The sequence below is a fragment of the Hylemonella sp. GW821-FHT10B10 genome (assembly GCF_059415585.1).
Window position 1 is genome coordinate 255,739 of the sequence record NZ_JBWKNN010000003.1, and the last position, 22,506, is coordinate 278,244.

General features: G+C 65.4%; 14 protein-coding genes. 11 read left to right on the forward strand and 3 right to left on the reverse strand.

The genetic code is table 11. From position 1 onward, the window contains the following. Positions 1-31 precede the first annotated feature (31 nt). Genes AC07NT_RS14785 through AC07NT_RS14800 form a run of 4 tightly spaced genes read left to right on the forward strand, consistent with a single transcriptional unit; the run spans position 32 to position 7,655 of the window. Positions 32-4,183: a YhdP family protein gene (locus AC07NT_RS14785; protein WP_498599363.1), complete on the forward strand. Its 4,152-nt coding sequence runs from the start codon at positions 32-34 to the stop codon at positions 4,181-4,183. Further along, on the forward strand, positions 4,180-5,010 hold the full coding sequence (locus AC07NT_RS14790) for a carbon-nitrogen hydrolase family protein (protein WP_498599362.1): 831 nt from the start codon (positions 4,180-4,182) through the stop codon (positions 5,008-5,010). The genes AC07NT_RS14785 and AC07NT_RS14790 overlap by 4 nt, the downstream gene beginning before the upstream one ends. Further along, positions 5,007-7,019 carry a two-component system sensor histidine kinase NtrB gene (locus AC07NT_RS14795; RefSeq protein WP_498599361.1) on the forward strand — a complete coding sequence of 671 codons (2,013 nt, stop codon included), beginning with the start codon at positions 5,007-5,009 and terminating at the stop codon, positions 7,017-7,019. Before AC07NT_RS14790 ends, AC07NT_RS14795 begins: the two co-directional genes overlap by 4 nt. A gap of 9 nt (positions 7,020-7,028) precedes the next feature. Then, positions 7,029-7,655, forward strand: coding sequence for a response regulator transcription factor (locus AC07NT_RS14800; protein ID WP_498599360.1), 627 nt, complete (start codon positions 7,029-7,031; stop codon positions 7,653-7,655). Here the strand turns inward: AC07NT_RS14800 and AC07NT_RS14805 are convergent. Further along, entirely contained in the window at positions 7,652-7,816 is a 165-nt protein-coding gene (locus AC07NT_RS14805; protein WP_498599359.1) for a hypothetical protein, read from the reverse strand. The genes AC07NT_RS14800 and AC07NT_RS14805 overlap by 4 nt on opposite strands. Here AC07NT_RS14805 and mltA point away from each other — a divergent pair. Next, positions 7,749-8,990 carry a murein transglycosylase A gene (gene mltA, locus AC07NT_RS14810; protein WP_498599358.1) on the forward strand — a complete coding sequence of 414 codons (1,242 nt, stop codon included), beginning with the start codon at positions 7,749-7,751 and terminating at the stop codon, positions 8,988-8,990. The two genes, AC07NT_RS14805 and mltA, sit on opposite strands and share 68 nt — an antisense overlap. Before the next feature lie 117 nt (positions 8,991-9,107). Next, the gene (locus tag AC07NT_RS14815) at positions 9,108-11,363 is read left to right on the forward strand and encodes a PhoX family protein (protein ID WP_498599357.1); all 2,256 of its coding nucleotides are present in this window, start codon (positions 9,108-9,110) and stop codon (positions 11,361-11,363) included. Positions 11,364-11,429: 66 nt separating this feature from the next. On the opposite strand, the gene AC07NT_RS14820 is transcribed toward AC07NT_RS14815, so the two are convergent. Together AC07NT_RS14820 and AC07NT_RS14825 are read right to left on the reverse strand one after the other, a co-directional pair. Further along, complete coding sequence (locus tag AC07NT_RS14820; RefSeq protein WP_498599356.1) at positions 11,430-12,086, reverse strand: hypothetical protein; 657 nt, start codon at positions 12,084-12,086, stop codon at positions 11,430-11,432. After that, positions 12,083-12,610 carry an Lrp/AsnC family transcriptional regulator gene (locus AC07NT_RS14825; RefSeq protein WP_498599355.1) on the reverse strand — a complete coding sequence of 176 codons (528 nt, stop codon included), beginning with the start codon at positions 12,608-12,610 and terminating at the stop codon, positions 12,083-12,085. The genes AC07NT_RS14820 and AC07NT_RS14825 overlap by 4 nt, the downstream gene beginning before the upstream one ends. A gap of 124 nt (positions 12,611-12,734) precedes the next feature. Between AC07NT_RS14825 and AC07NT_RS14830 the strand changes: the two genes are divergently transcribed. The 5 genes from AC07NT_RS14830 (at position 12,735) to AC07NT_RS14850 (ending at position 22,461) form a co-directional block, all read left to right on the forward strand. Continuing rightward, on the forward strand, positions 12,735-16,295 hold the full coding sequence (locus AC07NT_RS14830; protein WP_498599354.1) for an indolepyruvate ferredoxin oxidoreductase family protein: 3,561 nt from the start codon (positions 12,735-12,737) through the stop codon (positions 16,293-16,295). A 173-nt stretch (positions 16,296-16,468) separates the two neighbouring features. After that, entirely contained in the window at positions 16,469-16,801 is a 333-nt protein-coding gene (yajC, locus tag AC07NT_RS14835) for a preprotein translocase subunit YajC (RefSeq protein ID WP_498599353.1), read from the forward strand. 32 nt (positions 16,802-16,833) lie between these two features. After that, the gene (gene secD, locus AC07NT_RS14840) at positions 16,834-18,714 is read left to right on the forward strand and encodes a protein translocase subunit SecD (protein WP_498599352.1); all 1,881 of its coding nucleotides are present in this window, start codon (positions 16,834-16,836) and stop codon (positions 18,712-18,714) included. Between the two features lie 12 nt (positions 18,715-18,726). Beyond that, positions 18,727-19,686, forward strand: a complete 960-nt coding sequence (secF, locus tag AC07NT_RS14845) for a protein translocase subunit SecF (RefSeq protein ID WP_498599351.1) — start codon at positions 18,727-18,729, stop codon at positions 19,684-19,686. 18 nt (positions 19,687-19,704) lie between these two features. Next, positions 19,705-22,461 (forward strand): DUF1631 family protein, encoded by a 2,757-nt coding sequence (locus tag AC07NT_RS14850; protein WP_498599350.1) that lies wholly within the window; start codon positions 19,705-19,707, stop codon positions 22,459-22,461. Positions 22,462-22,506 lie beyond the last annotated feature (45 nt).

The window sequence follows — 22,506 nt, forward strand, 5'->3', positions numbered from 1 at the left end:
CATAATTCCTGTCGAGATCTCGTTCTTCAAAATGGACACCCTGCCACGTCGCCCCTCCCTGCCGCTCAAAGTCCTGACGATTTCGACGCGCGCTCTGCTGTGGCTGGTCCTCCTGGCTTGGCTGGTCTTCGGCGCCGCCTGGGCGGCGCTGCACCTCTTCATTGTGCCGCGAATCGGCGAATTGCGTCCGGAGCTCGAAACCCGGGCCAGCCAGGCCCTGGGCGTGCCGGTGCGCATCGGTGCCATCGTGGCCCACGCCGACAGCCTGTTCCCGTCTTTCGAGCTGAATGATGTGCGCCTGCTCGATAGCGAGGGCAAGGCGGCGTTGCAGCTGCCACGCGTAACGGCCACGGTCTCGCCTAGGTCGCTCTGGAACCTCGGCTTCGAGCAGCTGGCCATCGAGCGGCCCGAGCTGGATGTGCGACGCGCAGCCGATGGCCGTATCTTTGTGGCGGGTATTGAAATTCCCCAGCACCAGGAGGGTGACGGCCGCGCGGCCGACTGGGTGTTTTCGCAGACCGAATGGCTCATCCGCGGCGGCCGCGTGCAATGGCGCGATGAACTTCGTGCGGCGCCCCTGCTGCAGCTGCAGGATGTGGACCTGCGTCTGCATAACGGGGCGCGCCTGCATGAGCTGCGACTGGATGCCACGCCAGCGGCCGAACTGGGTGGCCGCTTCAGCCTGCGTGGCAGTTTTCACCAGCCCCTGTTGTTCACGCGGGCCGGCGAGTGGCAGCGCTGGTATGGGCAGTTGTATGCCGTGTTCGAGCGCGTCGATATCGCCCAGCTGCGCCGCCATGTTCCTGTGCAGCTGGACGTGGCGGGTGGCAGCGGCGCCCTGCGCGCCTGGGTGGACGTGGACCAGGGCCGGGTGAGCGGTGTCACGGCGGACGTGGTGCTGTCCAAGCTGGGCCTCAGGCTGGGGCCTGAACTGCCCGCACTCGATTTGGCCCGCCTCAGCGGCCGGCTGGGCGGTCGACGGCTGGAGGGCGGGTTCGAGGCCTATACCCAGGGTCTGAAGTTCGACACGGTCGACGGCCTGCGCTGGCCCGGTGGGGATGTACGCGTCAGCCACACGGACCCGGGGGGCGCTGTGAAGGCGCGCGGCGAGATCCGCGTCAATGGCATCGACCTGGCGACGCTGGCCCAGCTGGCCCAGAGGCTGCCGCTGGGGCCGCGCGTGCATGAGGCTCTGGTGCTGTATGCGCCCAAGGGACAGGTCGAGCAGTTGCAGGCCCGCTGGCAAGGGCCTTGGGAGGCGCCCGAGCGTTTCGATGCGCGTGGCCGGCTGCGCCAACTGGACGTGGCGTCGCGCCCGCAGCTGCAGCCCCTGGCAGAGGGGGTTGCCCCACCCGGCGCGTTGGGCTCGCCCGGTGTGCGCGGACTGACGGTCGATTTCGATCTGACCCAGGACGGCGGCCGCGCTAGCGTGGTGGTGCAGCAGGGTCATCTGGAACTGCCGGGTGTGTTCGAGCAGCCGCGCATCGCGCTCGATCAGCTGGCGGCCGAGCTGCAGTGGAAGTTGCAAGGGAACCAGACCAGCCTGCAGATCAGTAATGCGCGCTTTGCCAATGCCGAAGCGCAGGGCGAATTCCAGCTCAAGTGGCACACGGGCGAGGGAGCCGGCGCCAGCCTACCCGGCGTGCTGGATCTGCAGGGGAGCATGAGCCGGGCCGAGTTGTCGGCCTTGCATCGCTACCTGCCCCAGGCGATCAACGCCGACGTCCGGGATTACCTGCGCAAGGCGCTGCCACAGGGCTGGGCCGGCGGGGCGCGCTTCCGGGTCAGAGGGGATCTGCGCGATTTCCCTTTCAGCAGCCCGGGGCAGGGTGAGTTCCGCATCACGGCCAGTGTGCAGGACACGCGCTTCGTCTATGTGCCAGCGGGCTTGCAGCCGGCCGGGCAAAAGCCTTGGCCGGCCTTGACCGAGGTGCGCGGTGAGCTGCTGATCGATCACGCCAGCCTGCAGCTGCGCAACATCAATGCGAGGCTCGAAGGGGCGCCGCAGCTGCGGATCAGCCAGGGTGAGGCCCGCATTCCGGACATGGGCAACGACGCGCGGGTGCTGACCAGCATGCAACTGGGCGGACCGCTTGACGATTTCCTGCGCGGTTTGATCGTGGCCTCGCCGCTGGACACAATGACGGGCGGCGTGCTGGGGCGGGCCCGGGCCACGGGCAATACCGAGGGGCAGCTGCGCCTCGACCTGCCCTTGCTGCGTCTGGAGGACTCGATGGTGCAAGGCCAGGTGAAGCTGGCGGGCAATGAGCTGCAGATGGCCCCCATGCTGCCGCGCCTGACCCGCGCCCGTGGGCTGGTGCATTTCAGCGAACGTGGTTTTGCGCTGGCCGGTGTCCAGGGGCGTTTGCTGGGCGGGGATCTGCGCGCCGAGGGCGGCACGATACCCCTGCCGGGGACGAACGCCGAGGGGCCTCCACGCCTGCGCGTACAAGGCAGCTTGACGGCGCTGGGCCTGCGACAGGAATCACAGCTCGGTGTGGCGGCCCGTCTGGCGCAGCAAATGAACGGCAGCACCAGCTACACCGCCGAGTTCAGCCTGCGTCATGGCGTGCCGGAGTTCCAGTTTTCTTCCAGTCTGCAGGGCCTGGCGCTGAACCTGCCGGCACCGCTGAGCAAGGCGGCCGATGAAGCCCTGCCCCTGCGTCTGCAGGCGGCCCTGATGGGCGGCGAAGCCGGAGACACCGTTCAGGGCGCGCGCCTGGATCTGCTGCGCCTGGATCTGGGACGAATGCTGTCCATGCGCTATATGCGTGAGCACGGTACGGGCGGGACGCAAGTCCTGCGCGGCACCATCGGTGTGGGTCTGCCTGCTGGCGAGAGCCTGCCCATGCCTGACGGCGGTGTGGTGGCCAGCATCAACTTCGACAATCTGGATCTCGATGCTTGGCGCCAGGCGGCGGCCACGCCCGCTGTGGTGCCCGGTGGCATCGTAGCGCCGGCTGGCGGCCCGCCGGTGCCTGCCGCTCTGCAGGATTACCTGCCCACCAGCCTGATGGTGCAGGGCACGAGCCTGCGGATGGGTGGCCAGAAGTTCAGCCAGCTGGTGGCTGGCGGCACGCGTGAAGGCCAGACCTGGCGCGTGAACCTGGATGCGCGCGAACTCAGTGGCTACCTCGAATACCGCATGCCCTCCAGCGTCGGCGCTGGCAGCGTCTACGCCCGGTTGGCGCGCCTGGTGCTGGCCCAGGAGAACGCAAGCGGCATGGAAAACCTGCTGGACGAGCAGCCGGTCAGCATCCCGGCGCTGGATGTGGTGATCAACAGCCTCGAGCTGCGGGGCAAGAACCTAGGACGTGTGGAGATCGAAGCGGTCAACCGCGGCCTGGCGCAACGCGATACCGGGACGCGGGAGTGGCGTCTGAGCAAGCTCAACATCAGCATGCCGGAAGCCGAGTTCAGCGCCAGCGGCAACTGGGCCGTATACCAGGAGGTGGGCGAGCCGGAGGGCCGCGTGAGCGTGCCGCGTACGGCCCCGGGCGCCGTGCGCACGGAGCGACGCCGTACCGTCATGAATTTCAAGCTCGATATGGCGGACGCCGGCGGCCTGCTGACGCGCCTGGGCATGCCCGGCCTGATCCGCGCAGGCAAGGGCCGCATGGAGGGCCAGGCCAGCTGGATCGGATCACCCCTGGGGCTGGATTACCCGAGCCTGGGGGGCAGCTTCAACGTCAACGTCGAGACCGGTCAGTTCCTCAAGGCAGACCCCGGCATTGCCAAGCTCATGGGCGTGCTCAGCTTGCAGGCGCTGCCGCGACGCCTGGCCCTGGATTTCCGCGATGTGTTCACCGAGGGCTTCGCCTTCGATTTTGTGCGCGGTGACGTCCAGGTCGAGCAGGGCATCGCACGGACCAACAATCTTCAGATGAAGGGCGTCAATGCGGCGGTGCTGATGGACGGTCAGGCCGACCTGGCGCGAGAGACGCAGGATCTGCGTGTGGTGGTGGTGCCCGAGATCAATGCCGGCACCGCTTCGTTGATCGCCACCTGGATCAATCCGGCTGTGGGCCTGGGTACCTTCCTGGCCCAGGTTCTGTTGCGCGGGCCGATGATCGCCGCGACCACGCAGGAATTCCGCATCACCGGCAGCTGGAGCGACCCGCAGATGAACAAGGTCGAGATCCAGGTGCCAGCGCCCGGCAAGCCGGCCGGGAACACACCATGAAGCTGGCGGCCATCCAGATGGTCTCCGGTGTGGAACGCGACGCCAATCTGGCGCGCGCAGGCGCGCTGCTTGAAGCAGCGGCGCGGCAGGGCGCCGAGCTGGCCGTGCTGCCCGAGTACTTCTGCCTGTTGGGTCGCCAGGACAGCGACAAGCTGGCCCTGCGCGAGCCCCTGGGTCAGGGGCCGATCCAGGATTTCCTGGCGCAATCCGCGCGCGAGTTGGGCCTGTGGATCGTCGGCGGTACCCTGCCTGTGGAGGGGGGTACACCGAAGGGTGAAGAGCTTCCACGCGCCTACAACAGCACACTGGTCTACGCGCCAGACGGTGAACGGGTGGCGCATTACGACAAGATTCATCTCTTCCGCTTTGACAACGGGCGCGAGCGTTACGACGAGGCGCGCACTCTGCTGCCAGGGCGCGAGCCGGTCACTTTCGAGCTTCCCTCGCGCGATGGCCATCGCTGGCGCGTGGGCCTGAGCGTCTGCTACGACCTGCGTTTCCCCGAGCTTTACCGCGCCCATGCCCAGGCCGGGGCGGAGCTGCTGCTGGTGCCCAGCGCCTTTACCCACACCACCGGCCAAGCGCATTGGGAGTTGTTGCTGCGCGCGCGCGCCGTTGAGAACCTGGCCTACGTCGCGGCCGCCGCGCAGGGCGGCCTGCATGAGAACGGGCGGCGCACCTGGGGGCACACCATGCAGGTGGACCCTTGGGGGCGTGTGCTGGGGGTGCAAGCGGAAGGCGAGGGGGTAGTGCTGGCCGAGCTCGACGCGGCCCTGTTGCGGCAATGCCGCCAGCAGCTGCCGGCCCTGGAGCACCGCGTGCTGTGAACATCCCTCTGGTCGAATCTCGCAGGGAGCGCTGGCGCGCCCACTGGCGTCGTCGTGTGCTGTGGTCGGCGCTGACGGCGCTGGTGGTGGCCTTGCTGATCACGCTGGTGTGGCTGGCCGGTCGTTACGAAGCCAGCCAGGTGCAAAGCCGCCTGGAGCGTGATGCGGCCGACGCCGTGGGTGACATCCGCGCACGCCTGACACGCAATCTGCAGAGCCTGCAGGCCCTGCAGTTCGGCGAACCCAAACCGGTAGCCTGGACCGCCGAAGCTACCGCTCTGCTGCGCGAGCGGCGCGAGCTTCTGCGCATCGAGTGGCGTGACAGCCAGCACCATGTCCTGGCGCAGGCGGGCACACCCTACCGTCCGCCCGTGTTCGCCCGTCTGGGGCGCGACAGCGTGCAGTCCGAGGTGACCCAGGTCTGCAACGTCGCGCGGCGCATCAGCGGGCCGGCGTATTCGGGCAGCTACTTCGTGCCCATGACCGATGGCCTGGGGCTGGAAGTGATGGAGGTGTGCCTGCCGCTGGCCAGTGCCGGTGTGGTCATGGGGTATCTGGTCGCCACCTATTCGCTGCAGGACTTGCTGGACGATCTCGCACGCCAGCTCACGCGCAGCCAGGAGGTGTCTTTCACCGAAGGCGATGGCACGCGCCTGGCCATGCGCGGTACGGCCCGCCGCACCAGCCGCCTGTTTTCGGCCCAGCAGCTGCTGGACCTGCCAGGCACGACCCTGGTGCTGCGCATGGACAGCTGGCATGGCGCGCCCAATGTCTTTCCCAACGTGCTCACGGCCCTGGTCACGGCCATGTCGATCGCCCTGGTGTCCATCCTCCTCTTGCTGGGCAAGGACATGCGCCGGCGTCTGAAGGCCGAGAGCGATCTGGCGGATGCGCTGGCCTTTCGCAAGGCCATGGAAGACTCGCTGGTCACAGGCCTGCGGGCGCGCGATCTGCAGGGCCGCATCACCTACGTCAACCCGGCCTTTTGCCAGATGGTGGGTTTCAGTGCCGAGGAGCTCACGGGACAGAGCATGAATTTTCCCTACTGGCCGCCCGAGCTGGCCGACGAGTACCAGAAGCGCCAGGAGATCCGGCTGGCCGGCAATGTGCCCCCGCGCGAGGGCTACGAATCGGTCTTCATGCACAAGGACGGCACGCGTTTCCCGGTGCTCATCATCGAGGCGCCGCTGATCAATGCCCAGGGGGCCCAGACCGGCTGGATGAGCGCCTTTCTCGATATCCGCGAACAGCGTCGCGTCGAGGAGCTCTCGCGGGCCAGCCAGGACCGCCTGCAGGCCACGGCCCGCCTGGCCATGGTGGGTGAGATGGCTTCGCTGCTCAGCCATGAACTCAACCAGCCGTTGGCTGCCATTGCGAGCTATGCCACGGGTACACGCAACCTTTTGCAGCAGGGAGCGCACACGCTGGCTGACGTCGAATTGGCCATGCACCGTATCGCCGAGCAGGCCGAGCGTGCCGGCAAGGTCATCAAGAGCGTGCATGACTTCGTGCGCCGGCGCGACCAGGCGCGGGAGTCCGTGGCCCCGCAAATCCTGCTCGACGCCATCCTCCCGCTGGTCAATCTGCAGGCGCGCAAGTTGGGTGTGCAGGTGCAGCTGCATCTGGAACCCGGCTTGCCGCCCGTGCTGTGCGACCGCACCATGGTCGAGCAGGTGCTGCTCAATCTGGCGCGCAATGGCATGCAGGCTATGGACCGGCCCGAGATCCGCCGGCGTGTGCTGCGGCTGGGCGTGAGGCGCCTGCCTTCGGATGCTCGCTGGATCGAGTTTTCCGTCACCGACGTCGGTCTGGGTATTGCGCCCGAGGTGGCGCAGCAACTGTTCACGCCCTTTTTCACCACCAAGGCCGAAGGCATGGGGTTGGGCCTGAGCCTGTGTCGCACCGTGATAGAACAACATGGCGGCACGCTGGCCTTCGAGGCCAATCCGCCCCAGGGTACGGTGTTCAGCTTCACCCTGCCTTCGGGTCCCGAACCGGTCCTGCCTTAACATCACGCCATGCAACCCGTGATCGACGCCTCCGTATACATCGTGGACGATGACGCTAGCGTGCGTGAGGCCTTGGCCTGGCTGCTGCGTTCACGTCGCCTGGGCAGCCAGGTCTTTGACAGCGCCGAGGCCTTTCTCGAAATGATCGAGGGTGCGCCCCTGCCTCTGCGCCCTGCCTGCCTGCTGCTGGATGTGCGCATGCCCGGCATGAGCGGGCTGGCGCTTTTCGAGCGCCTGGTCGAGCGCGGATTGCATCAGGTGCTGCCCGTGATCTTCCTGACCGGCCATGCCGACGTGCCCACGGCGGTCAGCGCCGTCAAGCGCGGCGCGTTTGATTTCTGTGAGAAGCCGTTTTCCGACAATGCCCTGGTGGACCGTGTCGAGCAGGCCCTGGCCCAGTCGGCAGCCATCGTGCAGGCCCAGCAGGTTCGCGCGCGTCTGCGCCAACGCTTGGCGGAACTGACCGATCGCGAGCGCGCGGTGATGCAGCTGGTGGTGGAAGGTCTGCCCAACAAGCGCATCGCGGATCAGCTTGACATCAGCGTGCGCACTGTGGAAGTGCACCGCGCCCGCGTCTTCGACAAGATGGAAGTCAAGTCGGCCGTCGAACTGGCCAACCTCTTGCGTGAAACCTAGTTCGGCTTTTTCGGTTCGCGTTCCGGCGGCCGGGTGGGGTCTTCGTCGCTGCGCCCCAGCGGAGGCAACTCCCCCTTTTTGCGGCCCGAGAACATGGTCCACCACACGATGAGCACCAGCATGAGCAGGGCGCCCAGGGCTTCAAGGAAAATCAGCAACATGACCCGACTCCAACAACTTTATTTTGTCTTCAAGCTGCTGATTGTAGGAACGCTGGCGGGCTGCGGTGCCGTGCCGGTCTCCGAACCGGCGCCGGAGTCCGGCAGCCCCATGATCGCCATCGAGCGGCCGGGGGTTCCAGGTGCTCCCTCTTCCTTTCCTTCCCAGCCGGTCAGCGGCAATGTGTTGCAGCAGCCGCGCAGCCGCTGGACCCCGGTGGCCTGGGCCGAGCTGCCCGGCCTGGGCGAAGACCCCTTGGGTGAGGCCTGGGGTGCCTGGCTGCGCAGTTGTGAGCGCCCCGTTCCGCTGCTCGCACCCCTGTGTACCGATGTACGGCGTCTGGGTCAGGGCAGCGATGAGGAGCGCCGTAACTGGATGATCGAGCGCCTGCAGCCTTACCGCGTCGAGACCTTTCAGAGCGAGCCGGTGGGCCTGCTGACCGGTTATTACGAACCGGTGGTCGAGGCCTCGCGCCTGCCGGATGCACGCTACAACGTGCCTCTGTACCGGCCCCCGGCCCAGCTGCACCTGCGCAAGCCCTGGTACAGCCGCCAGGAGATGGACAGCCTGCCGGAGGCGCAGGCCGCGCTCAAGGGCCGCGAGATCGCCTGGCTGGCCGACCCGGTGGCCGCGCTCAATCTGCAGATCCAGGGCTCGGGCCGACTGCTCGTGAACGAGCCGGATGGCCGCCAGCGCATGGTGCGCATCGGTTACGCCGGCACCAACGACCAGCCCTACCGCAGCGTGGGCGGCTGGCTGCAGCAGCGGCGCGAAATACGCGATGCCTCCTGGCCTTCGATCCGCCAGTGGGTGGCTCAGAACCCGGGCCGGGTGCAGGAGATGCTGTGGGCCAATCCGCGCGTGACCTTCTTCCAGGAGCAAGCCTTGCCCGAGAGCGAGAACGCCGTCGGTCCGCGTGGTGCCCAGGGTGTGCCGTTGACGGCGGGGCGCTCCATCGCCGTCGACCCCGGCAGCATTCCTTATGGCACGCCGGTCTGGCTGGCCTCGGCCGGCCCGCAATTGCAGCTGCAGCGCCTGGTGCTGGCGCAGGACACGGGCAGCGCCATCACGGGTGCGGTGCGTGCCGACTACTTTGTGGGCACGGGTCCCGACGCCTCGTTGATCGCCGGGCGGCTCAAGCAGCCGCTGAGGCTGTGGGTGCTCTGGCCCCGTTGAAACAGGCAGGGCTGCTCTTGCTGGCCTGTCATCAATTCTTCAGGTGACGGTCAATGATGTGTCACATGCGATCTCAAGAATGCGGTGTCTTACAACCGCACTCTTGCAGAGGATCGAATGTCACACCATCTCACCAAGCACCATCCCGAATCGCCGAATGGCGAGGATGACGTTTCCAAGAACCATTCGGGCAACCGCAGCTTCGACACCGTGCTGGAAGCACGTCTGGCGCGCCGCAGCGTGCTCAAGGGCGGCTTTGGTCTGGCCGCCACCGGCTTCATGGGCCTGGGTCTGAGCGCCTGCGGCGGGGGTGGGGGCGGTGGTGATTCCGCTGGCACTTTTAAGCTCGGCTTCACCGCCGTGGCCAAAAACCTGAACGATCTGGTCACTCTGCCTACGGGGTACAGCTACAGCGCCTTGTACCGCCTGGGCGACCCGATCAATAACGCCACCGCTGCCTACGCCAACGACGGCAGCGACACCGCGGCAAGTTTTGAGTTCCGCGCGGGCGACCATCACGACGGCATGGCCTACTTCGGTCTCAATGCCGCCGGTACCGCCAAGGACCTGAGCAATGCGGCCCGTGGCCTGCTGTGCATGAACCACGAGAACATCACGCAGATCTTCCTGCACACCAGCGCTGAGGTCGGTGCCGGCTTCAGTAACACGGCGCGTGTGGCGGCGCAAGTGGACAAGGAAGTCAACGTCCACGGTGTGACTGTGGTCGAAGTACAGAAAAGCAGTACCTTTGCCATCAACAAGGCCTCCTCCTTCAACCGTCGCATCACGGCCGCAACCGAGATGGACCTCAGCGGCCCGGTGAGCGGTGACGATCTGGTCAAGACCAAGTTCTCGACCACCGGCGCCAAGACCCGTGGCACGCTCAACAACTGCGCCAACGGCGTCACCCCCTGGGGAACCTACCTGACATGTGAGGAAAATTGGGCTGGTTACTTCAAACGGCCGGCCAGCGCGGCTACGGCCACCACCAAGGCACAGGCCGTGCAGAACCGCTACATGGGTACGGGTTCGAGTAACGGCAGCTATGGCTGGGCCAACCCCTCGGGCGGCGACACCAGCGGCACGGATCTCTACAACCGCTGGGACATCAACGCCACCGGTGCCACGGCGACCGACGACTTCCGCAACGCGGCCCATACCTTCGGTTGGGTCGTCGAGATCGATCCTTTCGCAGCCACCTCCACGCCGCGCAAGCGCACGGCTCTGGGCCGTTTCGGCCACGAAGGCGCCATGCCGGCCAAGGCGGTGGCCGGCCAGCCCATCGTCTACTACATGGGCGACGACTCGCAGGGTGAGTACATCTACAAGTTCGTCTCGACCCAGAACTGGGATCCGGCCGACGCCAACGGCGGCTTGGCCGCGGGCGACAAATACCTCAATGACGGCAAGCTCTACGTCGCCACCTTCAACGCCAACGGCAGTGGCTCCTGGACCGAACTCAACATCAGCAACACCACGATTGCCGCCGGCTACACGGCTTACGGTTTTGCCTACAGCTTCGCCAATCAGGCCGACGTGCTGGTGAACTGCCGTCTGGCCGCCGACGCCGTGGGTGCCACGCCGATGGACCGCCCCGAGTGGACCGGCGTGCACCCGAGCACGGGCGACATCTACGTCACACTGACCAACAACAGTGGCCGTGGCGCGACGGGCAGCTTCACGAGCGGCAAGGCACGCGGCCTGGACGCGGCCAATCCGCGTTATTACTCGGACGTGAAGGGCGGCGTCACGACCAGCAACGGCAACGTCAACGGGCACATCGTGCGCATGAAGGAGACCGGCAGCAGTCCGTCGGCCACGTCTTTCAACTGGGACATCTACCTCTTCGGTGCGCAGTCCGACGCCGACGGCACCAACGTGAACATCTCGGGCCTCACCGCCGACAACGACTTCTCCAGCCCCGACGGCCTGTGGTTCAGCCAGGCCGTGCCAGGCCTGATGTGGATCCAGACCGACGACGGCGCCTACACCGATGTCACGAACTGCATGATGCTGGCGGCGTTGCCGGGCCAGCAGGGTGACGGGGCGTCTACCCCTGTGGCGAACACCGCGGTGCCGGCCAATGCGGCTGCCAACCAGACCGTGACGACCTACGCCGGCAAGGACGCCACCGCCGCGACGCTACGCCGTTTCCTGGTTGGCCCCAAGGGCTGCGAGATCACCGGCATCACCGAAACCCCGGATGGCAAGACCCTCTTCATCAACATCCAGCACCCGGGGGAGAATTCCACGGCGGCCAATATCAGTATCCCGGCCAACTACGAAAGCCACTGGCCCGATGGCGGCACGGCCCGCCCGCGTTCGTCGACGATCGTCATCACCAAGAACAACGGCGACCAGGTCGGCAGCTGAACGGATTCACAATAAGCGTCTTCTGTCTCAGCGGCCCTTCGAGGCCGCTGTTTTTTGTCCGAGGCTTCAGCGCACGCTGACGCGTACCTGCACACGCAGCGACTGGCTGCTGCTGCGGGTCTCGCGTCCGCCGCCGCCCAGGCCGGCGGCGTTTTGACGGTTGTCCTGCACGTCCTCGCTGTCAGCGACCGTCATCCATTCGTCGAGTGGCAGCATCAACGTGGTGGAGGTGCTGGCCCCCTGTCCCAGGGGCTGGCGGCCCTGGGCGGCAGCCAGTTCCAGGTAGACGGAATCGCCGCCCTCCCAGATGGGCGTGGCCGTGAAGCCGGTGCCCGCCTGCAGCCAGACCGTGCCGGGCACACTGCGGCGCACGCCGCCCTGGGTGATGAACTGGCGCAGGCGCAAAGGCACGGCCTGGCCCAGCCTGATAGCTGCAGGTCGACCGTTGAGCACGAGCACCTGCTGCTGGGCACTGCCGCTGCGTTCGCTCTGGCGGTTGCGCGCATCGATGCTCACATCCACCTCACTGCGGCCCGCTTGGACACGGGCGTTCACGTCGGCGGCAACGCGTTCGCGGCTGTCGCTGCTGCCGTCATCCTGGCGCACTTCGATCAGCAGATTGCGCATGGGCAGTGGCGTTGCTGTCGCAAGCGGACCGGTCTGGGCGTGCACAAGAGCGGGCAAGGCCAGCAGAGCGAGGGTGTAGAGGCGCAGATAGCTCATCGTGATCTCCGTCGGACTTTGCTTGCAGAAGGTGTCGGCGTGGGTGCCGGCATCTGCAGATGGCCCAGGGGCAGTGTAGGGCTGGCCTTGACCTCGCCCAGCGAGAAGCTGGTGTGCAGGTCCTTGACGTTGGGCAGGTTGATCAGGCGCTGCAGGGCGAAGCGGGAGAAGCTGTCCAGGTCCTGTGCCACCACCTGCAGCTCGAAGGTGCCTGTACCGCTGATGTAGTGGCAGGCCACCACCTCGGGCAGGGCGCGCACCGCTTCCTCCAGCACCCGTGTTGCGTCACCCGTGTTGCGCTCTGCGTCCAGGCGCACAAAGGCCAGCACGCCCAGGCCGATCTTGTGGCGGTCGATCTCGGCGTGGTAGCCCTTGATGTAGCCCTGCGTTTCGAGCGAACGCACGCGGCGCCAGCAGGGCGCGGGCGACAGGCCCACGCGGGAGGCCAGTTCGGCATTGGTCAGGCGGGCGTCGGCTTGCAATTCTGCCAGGATGGCCAGATCAAACTTGTCTAGTGTTTCCATTTATTCAATTCTGACGCAATATCCTTTCAAAAACCACCTGTAATCAAGCAAAGAAAGCAAAGACCTATCAGGCCGGCGCGCATACACTGGCCCGACAAATAAGGCCTTACGGAGACAAGCCCCGATGAACGCCCCCCTGCCCGAAGCCATCCGACTGGCCCTGGAAACCGTCACCCTGGACGACAAGTACTCACTGGACCATGGCCGTGCTTTTATGAGCGGGGTCCAAGCCCTGGTCAAGCTGCCCATGCTGCAGCGCCTGCGTGACCAGCAGGCCGGCAAAAACACCGCTGGTTTCATCAGCGGATACCGTGGTTCGCCCCTGGGCAGCTACGACCAGGCCTTGTGGAAGGCCAAGCCTTACCTGCAGGCGCAGAACATCGTGTTCCAGCCCGGGGTGAACGAGGAGCTGGCTGCCACGGCCTTATGGGGCACGCAGCAGCTGGGTTTTGCGCCACCGGGTACGAACCGCTTCGACGGTGTCTTCGGCATCTGGTACGGCAAGGGACCGGGCGTGGACCGGACCTCCGACGTCTTCAAGCATGCCAACAATGCTGGCACTACGCCCTGGGGCGGCGTGATCGCGGTGGCGGGTGATGACCATGTGGCCAAAAGCTCCACGGCCGCGCACCAGAGTGACCACATCTTCAAGGCCTGCGGCCTGCCCGTGTTCTTTCCGGCCTCGGTGCAAGAGATCCTGGACCTTGGCATCCATGCTTTTGCCCTGAGCCGTTACGCCGGCGTCTGGGCCGGCATGAAGACCATCCAGGAGATCGTCGAGTCCAGCGCCAGCGCCATGATCGACCCCGAACGTGTGCAGATCCGGTTGCCCACCGACTTCCAGATGCCGCCCGGCGGTCTGCACATACGCTGGCCCGACCACGCACTGGAGCAGGAAGACCGGCTCTTCCACCACAAGTGGTATGCCGCCCTGGCCTACATCCGCGCCAACCGCCTGAACCACAACGTCATCGAAGGCCCGAACGACCGCTTCGGCCTGATCGCCAGCGGCAAGGCCTACAACGACACGCGCCAGGCCCTGCTGGACCTGGGGCTGGACGATGCCAGCTGCCGCCAACTGGGCATACGCCTGCACAAGGTGGCCGTGGTCTGGCCGCTGGAGGCGCAAAGCGCGCGCGACTTCGCTACCGGCCTGCAGGAGATCCTGGTGGTGGAGGAGAAGCGCCAGCTCATCGAGTACCAGCTCAAGGAAGAGCTCTACAACTGGCGCGACGATGTGCGCCCCAACATCCTGGGCAAGTTCAACGAAGGGGATCGTGCCGGTGGTGAATGGTCGCAGGCCAATCCTTCCAGCAATGAGCTGCTGCGCGCCAACGCCGACCTGACACCGGCCATGATCGCGCGCGCCATCGCTGGGCGTTTGAAGAAGAACGGCATACTGCCCGCCGGCAGCGATATGGCCGCGCGCGTGGACGCGCAGCTGGCCGTGCTGGACGCCAAGGACCGGGCCATGCAGGCCTTGGTGCTGGGCGGCCCGGCCGCCGAGCGCATGCCCTGGTTCTGCTCGGGTTGCCCGCACAACACCAGCACGCGTGTGCCCGAGGGTTCGCGTGCCATGGCCGGCATCGGCTGCCACTTCATGGCGACCTGGATGGACCGCAGCACCATTGGCTTCACGCAGATGGGTGGCGAGGGTGTGCCCTGGGTGGGGCAGCAGCCCTTCAGCAGCGAGCAGCATGTGTTTGCCAACCTCGGTGACGGCACCTACTTCCACAGCGGCATCCTGGCCGTGCGCCAGAGCATCGCCGCTGGCGTCAACATCACCTACAAGATTCTCTACAACGACGCAGTGGCCATGACGGGTGGTCAGCAGGTGGGCGAGCGGCCCGAGGGCCACAGTGTGATCCAGATCGCGCAGAGCATGCGGGCTGAGGGTGCGCAGAAGATCACCATCGTGACCGACGAACCCGAGAAGTACGAGGGGGTGCAGGGGCTGCCGGCAGGTATCGCCATCGAGCATCGCGACGAACTCGACCGCATCCAGCGCGAGTTCCGTGAGCTCAAAGGCTGTACCGTGATCATCTACGACCAGACCTGTGCCACCGAGAAACGCCGCCGCCGCAAGCGCGGCACGCTGGTCACACCCGCCAGACGCGTGGTGATCAACGAGCTGGTCTGCGAAGGGTGCGGCGACTGTGGTGAGCAGAGCAATTGCCTGTCGGTCGAACCGCTGGAAACCGAGTTCGGCCGCAAGCGCACCATCAACCAGAGCAGCTGCAACCAGGATTTCTCCTGCCTCAAGGGCTTCTGTCCCAGCTTCGTGACCGTCGAAGGCGGGCAACTGAAAAAGAAGGCCAAGGGGCAGGCGACGTCCCCGTACGAGCTGGGCGCCTTGCCCGAGCCGGCCCTGCCCGCAGCGGCCACGGCCTATGGCATCGTGGTGGCGGGTGTTGGCGGTACCGGTGTCATCACCATCGGCCAGTTGCTGGGCATGGCTGCCCACATCGAGGGCAAGGGCATTGTCACGCAGGACGCGGCCGGCCTGGCGCAAAAGGGCGGCGCGACCTGGAGCCACGTGCTGATCGCGGACACGCCCGAGGAGATCCGGACCACACGCGTGGGCATGGCGGCAGCCGACCTGATCCTGGGCTGCGACCCCATCGTCACGGCGGGCAAGGAAACTACGCTGCGCATGCGCGAGGGGCGAACGCGTGTGGCGCTCAACAGCCACAGCGCGCCGACCGCGGCCTTTGTGAAGAACGCCAACTGGCAGAACCCGACCGAGCGCTGCGCAGCCGAGATAACACAGGCTGTGGGCACAAACGGCTTGGGCGCATTCGATGCCGATGCCGTGGCCAGCAAGCTGATGGGGGACGCCATTTACGTCAATCCCATGCTCTTGGGCTACGCCTGGCAGAAGGGCTGGATCCCGCTGGGGCTGGCCTCGCTTCTGCGCGCTATCGAGCTCAATGCCGTGGCGGTGGAGGCCAACAAGGCCGCCTTTGAATGGGGCCGCCAGGCGGCGCATGACTGGGCGCGCGTGCAACAGCTGCTTACGCCGGCGCAAGCCATTCAGTTCCTGCCGCGCGAGACCGTCGACAGTCTGGTGACCCGCCGGGTTGAGTTCCTGACCGGCTACCAGAGCGCGGCCTATGCCGAAACATACCGGGCTTTCGTGGCGCGGGTGCAGGCGGCTGAAAGCCGTCTGGGCAAGACCAGCCTGAGCGAGGCGGTGGCACGTTACCTGTTCAAGCTTATGGCCTACAAGGACGAGTACGAGGTGGCGCGCCTGCACAGCGATCCGGCCTTCAAGGCACGCATCGGTGCCATGTTCGAGGGTGAGTACAAGCTCCACTACCACCTGGCGCCGCCCTTGCTCGCCAAGAAGAACGCCAAGGGCGAGCTGGTCAAGCGACCTTTCGGCCCCGCCATGGGGATGGTTTTCCGTCTGCTGGCGCGCTTCAAGGGCCTGCGCGGCACGGTTTTCGATCCCTTCGGCAAAACCGAAGAGCGCCGCGGCGAACGCGCCCTGGTCGCCGAGTACCGGGCCTGTGTCGAGGAACTGCTGGTTGGCTTGAACACGGGCAACCACGCAGCGGCGGTAGAGATCGCGCGCCTGCCTGAGCAGATCCGCGGTTATGGCCACGTCAAGGTCCGGCATCTTGCAGCGGTACGCCCCCTCTGGGATGAGCGGCTGGCGGCCTGGCGAGCTTGCGCGGCCTGATCCACTGCCTCTCTTTTTCTAGCGTGCAGGTCTATTCCGGACAGGCCCGCGGGGCTTGAAACCGGCTTACTCTGGCCCCGTACAATGGGCGGCCGCCTGTTTCGCGGGTGCCTGCCAGGCACCATCCGATGCGGGCATGTCCTGATTTTTGAACCCCTGACGTGGAGTAAGCCGTGTTTATTTCTTCCGCTTTTGCCCAGACCGCCCCTGCTGCTGCCTCCGGTGGCGACATGCAGTCCTCCCTGATGAGCATGCTGCCCATCGTGCTGATGTTCGTGGTGCTGTACTTCATCATGATCCGCCCGCAGATGAAGAAGCAGAAAGAGCACCGCGCCATGGTCGAAGCCCTGGCCAAGGGTGACGAGGTGGTGACGGCCGGTGGCATGCTGGGCCGCGTGAGCAGCCTGAATGAGAACTACGTCGGCGTGGAAATTGCTTCCGGTGTGGAGGTGCAGCTGCAGCGCCAGGCTGTGGTGCAGGTGCTGCCCAAGGGCACGATGAAATAAGAGACCTACAGCCACGCAGACGCGAGAGAACAATGAACCGTTATCCGGTATGGAAGTACGCGATCATCGTGATCGCGCTGCTGGTGGGGGCGTTGTACACCGCCCCGAATTTTTTCGGCGAGGCGCCCGCCGTCCAGGTGTCGGCCGCCAAGGCCGTCTTCAAGGTGGATGCCAACACGCAATCGCGTGTGGAAGCGGCGCTGAAAGAGGCCGGTATCGCGCCCGAGACCGTCAGCCTGGAGGGAGCTTCCCTGCGTGTGCGGGTCGATTCCACCGATACCCAGCTCAAGGCCAAGGACGCCATCCAGCGCGCACTGGTCAAGGACGCTGCCGATCCCGACTACATCGTGGCGCTCAACCTGCTGCCGCGCACGCCGGCCTGGCTGTCCGCGTTGCGCGCCGCGCCTATGTACCTGGGCCTGGATCTGCGTGGGGGCGTGCACTTCATGTTGCAGGTCGACATGCAGGCTGCCCTGAGCAAGAAGGCCGAATCACTGGCGGGTGATCTGCGCACCGTGCTGCGTGAGAAGAACGTGCGCCACGGCGGTATCAATCGCAACGGCCAGGCCATCGAGCTGCGTTTGCGCGATGCGGCCACGGTGGACGCCGCCAAGCGCGTGCTGCTGGACCAGTTTGCCGATCTGCAGACCACGGAAACGCAGGAAGGCAGCGATACCAGGCTGAACGCCACCATCAAGCCCCAGGCGGCACGCCTGGTGCAGGAGCAGGCGCTCAAGCAGAACATCACCACCCTGCACAACCGGATCAACGAGCTCGGCGTGGCTGAGCCGGTGATTCAGCAACAGGGGCTGGACCGCATCGTCGTGCAGCTGCCTGGTGTGCAGGACACGGCCAAGGCCAAGGACATCTTGGGGCGTACGGCCACGCTGGAAGTGCGTATGGTGGACGAAAGCGTCGAAGGGCGTTCCGCCGAAGCCGGTTCCGGCCCGGTACCCTTTGGCACCGAACGCTATCCGGACCGCAATGGCCAAGCCGTCATCGTCAAGAAGCAGGTCGTTCTGACCGGCGACAACCTGACCGATGCCCAGCCGGGCTTCGACAGCCAGACCCAGGAACCGACCGTCAACCTGTCGCTGGATGCCAAGGGCTCGCGCATCTTCAAGGACGTGACGCGCGAGAACGTGGGTAAGCGCATGGCCATCATCCTGTTCGAAAAGGGCAAGGGCGAGGTGGTCACGGCGCCGGTGATCCGCAGCGAAATCGGCGGCGGTCGGGTGCAGATCTCGGGCCGCATGACCTCGGTGGAGGCGGCCGACACGGCGCTGTTGCTGCGCGCCGGTGCGTTGGCTGCGCCCATGGAGATCATTGAGGAACGCACCATCGGACCCAGCCTGGGGGCCGAGAACATCGACAAGGGTTTCGCCAGTGTGACCTGGGGTTTCCTGGCCGTGACGGCTTTCATGTGTGTCTATTACATGCTGTTCGGTGTGATTTCCAGCGTGGCACTGGCCGTCAACCTGCTGCTGCTGGTGGCCGTGCTGTCCATGCTGCAGGCCACGCTGACCCTGCCGGGCATGGCGGCCATGGCCCTGGTGCTGGGCATGGCCATCGACGCCAACGTGCTGATCAACGAGCGGGTGCGCGAAGAACTGCGCAACGGGGCCTCTCCGCAAGCGGCCATCCTGACTGGTTATGACCGGGCCTGGGCCACCATCCTGGACTCCAACGTCACCACCTTGATCGCTGGCCTGGCGCTGCTGGCCTTCGGTTCCGGCCCGGTGCGGGGTTTCGCCGTGGTGCATTGCCTGGGCATCCTGACCAGCATGTTCTCGGCGGTTTTCTTCTCGCGCGGACTGGTAAATTTGTGGTACGGTAGCCGTAAAAAGCTGAAGTCGGTGTCGATCGGCACGGTCTGGCGCCCGGACGGGCAGGCGCCGGCGAAGGTGGATTGAGGGAAGAACAAGATGGAATTTTTCAAAATCCGGCGCGATATCCCGTTCATGCGGCATGCGCTGGTGCTCAATGCCATTTCGGTTGTCACTTTCCTGGCGGCCGTCTTCTTTCTCTTTTCCCGTGGCCTGCATCTTTCGGTCGAGTTCACCGGCGGTACGCTGATAGAGGTCAGTTATTCCCAGGCGGCCGATCTGGAAGCGGTGCGCGGCGGCATTGCCAAGCTGGGTTATGCCGATGTCCAGGTTCAGAACTTCGGCACCGCGCGGGACGTGCTGATCCGCATGCCGGCGGCCAAGGGTGTCAGTTCAGGCCAGCAAAGCGAGCAGGTCATGGCCACGCTCAAGGCAGCCGACGCCAGTGCCACCCTGCGCCGCAGCGAGTTCGTCGGTCCGCAGGTTGGTGACGAGCTGGCGCTGGATGGCCTCAAGGCCCTGGCCTTTGTGGTGGTGGGCATCATGGTCTATCTGGCCGTGCGCTTTGAGTGGAAGTTCGCCGTGGCGGCGATCATTGCCAACCTGCACGACGTGGTCATCATCCTGGGCTTTTTCGCCTTCTTCCAGTGGGAGTTCTCGCTACCCGTGCTGGCGGCGGTGCTGGCCGTGCTGGGCTATTCGGTCAACGAGTCGGTCGTGATCTTCGACCGCATCCGCGAGAATTTCCGTCGCCTGCGCAAGCTGGAAACGATGGCCATCATCGACAATGCCATTACTTCCACCATCAGCCGCACCATCATCACGCACGGCAGCACGCAGCTCATGGTGCTGTCCATGCTCCTGTTCGGCGGCCCGACGCTGCACTACTTTGCCCTGGCCCTGACCATCGGCATCTGCTTCGGCATCTATTCCTCGGTCTTCGTGGCCGCAGCCATCGCCATGTGGCTGGGCGTCAAGCGCGAAGACCTGATCAAGGGTGGCGGTGCCAAGCGCGGAGAAACCGACCCCAACGACCCGAACGCGGGCGCCGTCGTCTGATACCTGGGCAGTACCACCATGGCGACCCCACTCTCCTATATGCAGCGCATGCAGCTGGCGGAGAAGGTGCGCCAGCGCTTCCTTGGAGATGCGGAGAAGATCCTGTTCGAATTGGGCGGATTGGTCCAGGACCGGTTGACCACGCTGCTGAATGAAAAGGGTACGACCCGGGACATGCAGAACCGGCGTGATGCCTGGATGCTGTTCCAGAAACAGCGCGGGCCCTGGATCGACGGCACCATCAAGATCTGGCAGGAATCGCTCAAGTCCCCGGCCAGCAAGAAAGCTGAGAAGAAAAAAGACGAACTCTCGCTCGAGGGCGATGGCGGCTTCTCCCTGGTGGGCACCGATGCGGTCGAAAACAAGATCCTGGCCTCCCGCCTGGTGCTGGCTGTGGTGGAGAAGTTGGGCAGCGATCTCGACGATCTGCGCGTGCGCGTCAAGACGCTGGAAAATCGCGACGATCTCGAAGGGCACGACATCTTGCGGCCCGAAGTCCTGATCCTGTTGATGATTGAGCAGTGGACCACCAGCGGCATGACGCGCGAATCGTGGCCCATGGTTAGCGACGTGGTGCAGAAGAACCTCATCGAAAAACTGAAGACGGCCTACGGCAACGCCAATGAATTCCTGATCCAGCAGGGTGTCATGCCTACCATCGACCTGAAGGACCGTGTCAAGCGGACCGCAGTTGGCAGGCGACCCCCTGCAGCGCCAGGTGCGGCCCCCACCGAGCCCCAGCAGCCAGACTCGCAGCTGGGCGAGGGGGGTAGTGACCCGTCCTGGGCCGCCTCGAGTGGAGCGTATGGACAGCCTCATTCGAGTCATCCGCCGGTGTCGGCCCCTGCGCCTTTGAGCAGTGGTATGCCGATGGCGCGTGCGTCGCGAGGGATGCCACCAGGGCCTGCGGGTTACCCCAGTCAGCCGGTCCAGGGAGCAGGCATGCATGCCGGTGGTGCGCCTTCCTATTCTGGTCAACCGTCTTCAGGGCGCGTGCCGGGCGGTACTGCTCCGGCGGGGCAGCCGCCTGGCGGGCCTGCTGGGCGCGGTGCTGGCAATCTATTTGGCGGCCGTCTCGGCTGGGAAGATGCAGGCGGCTCTGTCGGCCAAGGCCGGCATGCCTCGGCTCCACCGCCTGGTGCAGGAGGTGGTACGCCTTCGTCGCCTGCCGCATTGGGACGGACTCCCGCGCAGATGCACCAAGCCTTGGCCGCGCAGGGTACACCTTCCGGTTATGGCAGTGCGCATGAAGAGACGCGCCTAATGACGCAGACCACGCCGCTGGCGCGCACGCGCAGCCGTGCGCAGGGCATGTTCGGCCAGCTCAAGCGCCTGCTGGTGGGTCAGGGCGGCGGGGATTTCACCGCGACCTCGTCCCAGCCGCCCTCGCCCGCGCTGATGGCTGCCATGGCGGAGCGGCCGCAGTATGTAGGCAGCGGTGGTGGTACAGGCACGGTCTACGAGGACTACAGCCCGGCGGGTGTGGTCAAGGTGGCTGAGAAGCTGCGCGAGAGGACCGACGAACTCAAGAAAAAGGCCGAGACCAAGAGCGAAAAAGCCATCATTGAAATGGTGGCGCTGATGTTCCAGGCCATCCTGGCCGAGGAACGTATTCCCACGACGATCCGCGTCTGGTTTGCCCGGCTGCAGATGCCGGTTCTGCGCGTGGCGCTGTCCGATACCGAGTTCTTCGGCTCCATCAACCACCCGGCGCGCCAGCTGATCGACCGCATGGGCTCCTGTGTCATGGGTTTCGAGGCGAGCAGCATCTCCGGTGGTGCACTCGAAGCCGAGATCAAGCGCATCGTGCAGGTCATCGAGCAGTACCCCGAAACAGGTAAACGCGTTTTCCAGATCGTCTATGACGAGTTTCAGAAATTCCTCGCCAAGTTCCTGACGGGTAAGGAGAAGACACAGAAGGTGGTGAGCGTCGCGCAGCAGGTCGAACAGAAAGAGACACTGGCGATCCAGTACACGATCGAGCTGCGCAATATGCTCAAGGACATTCCGGTGCGCGATGAGATTCGCACTTTCCTGTTCAAGGTCTGGGCCGAGGTGCTGGCTGTGTCGGCCGTGCGCAAGGGCCCCAAGGACGCCGAAACCGTGGCGCTCAAAAAAGCGGCGGCCGATCTGGTCTGGTCGGCCAGCGCCAAGCCCAATCGCAATGACCGCGCCCGCGTGATCCAGGACCTGCCGCAGCTGCTGCAGCGCCTACGTTCGGGTATGTCCCTGCTGGGCATGCCCCAGGCCGACCAGGACGCGCACATCAAGATCGTCAGCGATACCATGGCCGACGCCTTCATGTCCAAGACGCAGGCCATTCCACAGGCCCAGATCGATGCCATGACACAACGCTTGGCCAATCTGGAAGACTTCGTCAGCGAGGATGGCCTGGGCGATCTGCCGCTGGATGCAGAGAGCATCGAGATGATGCTGGGCATCGATGCTTCCACCATCGACGTGGTAACCAATGGCGGCTCCAAGCCGACACCGGCCATGGTGGCTTGGGCGCAGGAGTTGCAGCTGGGCTCCTGGTTCACGCTGGACCACAACGGCAAGGTCAACCAGGTGCAGTTCGTCTGGCGCAGTGACCGCAAGCACCTGAACCTGTTTGCTTCGAGCGATGGCCACAGCTACCTGATCCAGGCCGGGCGTCTGGCGGCTTATCTGCAGGCTGGACTGTTGTTGCCCCAGGAAGAAGAGACGCTGACCGTGCGCGCCACGCGCGAGGCGTTGACCCGACTGGAAGCCAATCCCGAACGACTCGTCACCTGATGATGAAAGATAAAAGGCCCCGCAAGGGGCCTTTTATCTTTCATG

Bases quoted from the DNA above. Each gene is read 5' to 3' on its own strand.
- AC07NT_RS14785 (WP_498599363.1), top strand. From the start codon at position 32: ATGGACACCCTGCCACGTCGCCCCTCCCTGCCGCTCAAAGTCCTGACG.
- AC07NT_RS14790 (WP_498599362.1), top strand. From the start codon at position 4,180: ATGAAGCTGGCGGCCATCCAGATGGTCTCCGGTGTGGAACGCGACGCC.
- AC07NT_RS14800 (WP_498599360.1), top strand. From the start codon at position 7,029: ATGCAACCCGTGATCGACGCCTCCGTATACATCGTGGACGATGACGCT.
- mltA (WP_498599358.1), top strand. From the start codon at position 7,749: ATGGTCCACCACACGATGAGCACCAGCATGAGCAGGGCGCCCAGGGCT.
- AC07NT_RS14805 (WP_498599359.1), bottom strand. From the start codon at position 7,816: ATGTTGCTGATTTTCCTTGAAGCCCTGGGCGCCCTGCTCATGCTGGTG.
- AC07NT_RS14815 (WP_498599357.1), top strand. From the start codon at position 9,108: ATGTCACACCATCTCACCAAGCACCATCCCGAATCGCCGAATGGCGAG.
- AC07NT_RS14820 (WP_498599356.1), bottom strand. From the start codon at position 12,086: ATGAGCTATCTGCGCCTCTACACCCTCGCTCTGCTGGCCTTGCCCGCT.
- AC07NT_RS14825 (WP_498599355.1), bottom strand. From the start codon at position 12,610: ATGGAAACACTAGACAAGTTTGATCTGGCCATCCTGGCAGAATTGCAA.
- AC07NT_RS14830 (WP_498599354.1), top strand. From the start codon at position 12,735: ATGAACGCCCCCCTGCCCGAAGCCATCCGACTGGCCCTGGAAACCGTC.
- secD (WP_498599352.1), top strand. From the start codon at position 16,834: ATGAACCGTTATCCGGTATGGAAGTACGCGATCATCGTGATCGCGCTG.
- secF (WP_498599351.1), top strand. From the start codon at position 18,727: ATGGAATTTTTCAAAATCCGGCGCGATATCCCGTTCATGCGGCATGCG.
- AC07NT_RS14850 (WP_498599350.1), top strand. From the start codon at position 19,705: ATGGCGACCCCACTCTCCTATATGCAGCGCATGCAGCTGGCGGAGAAG.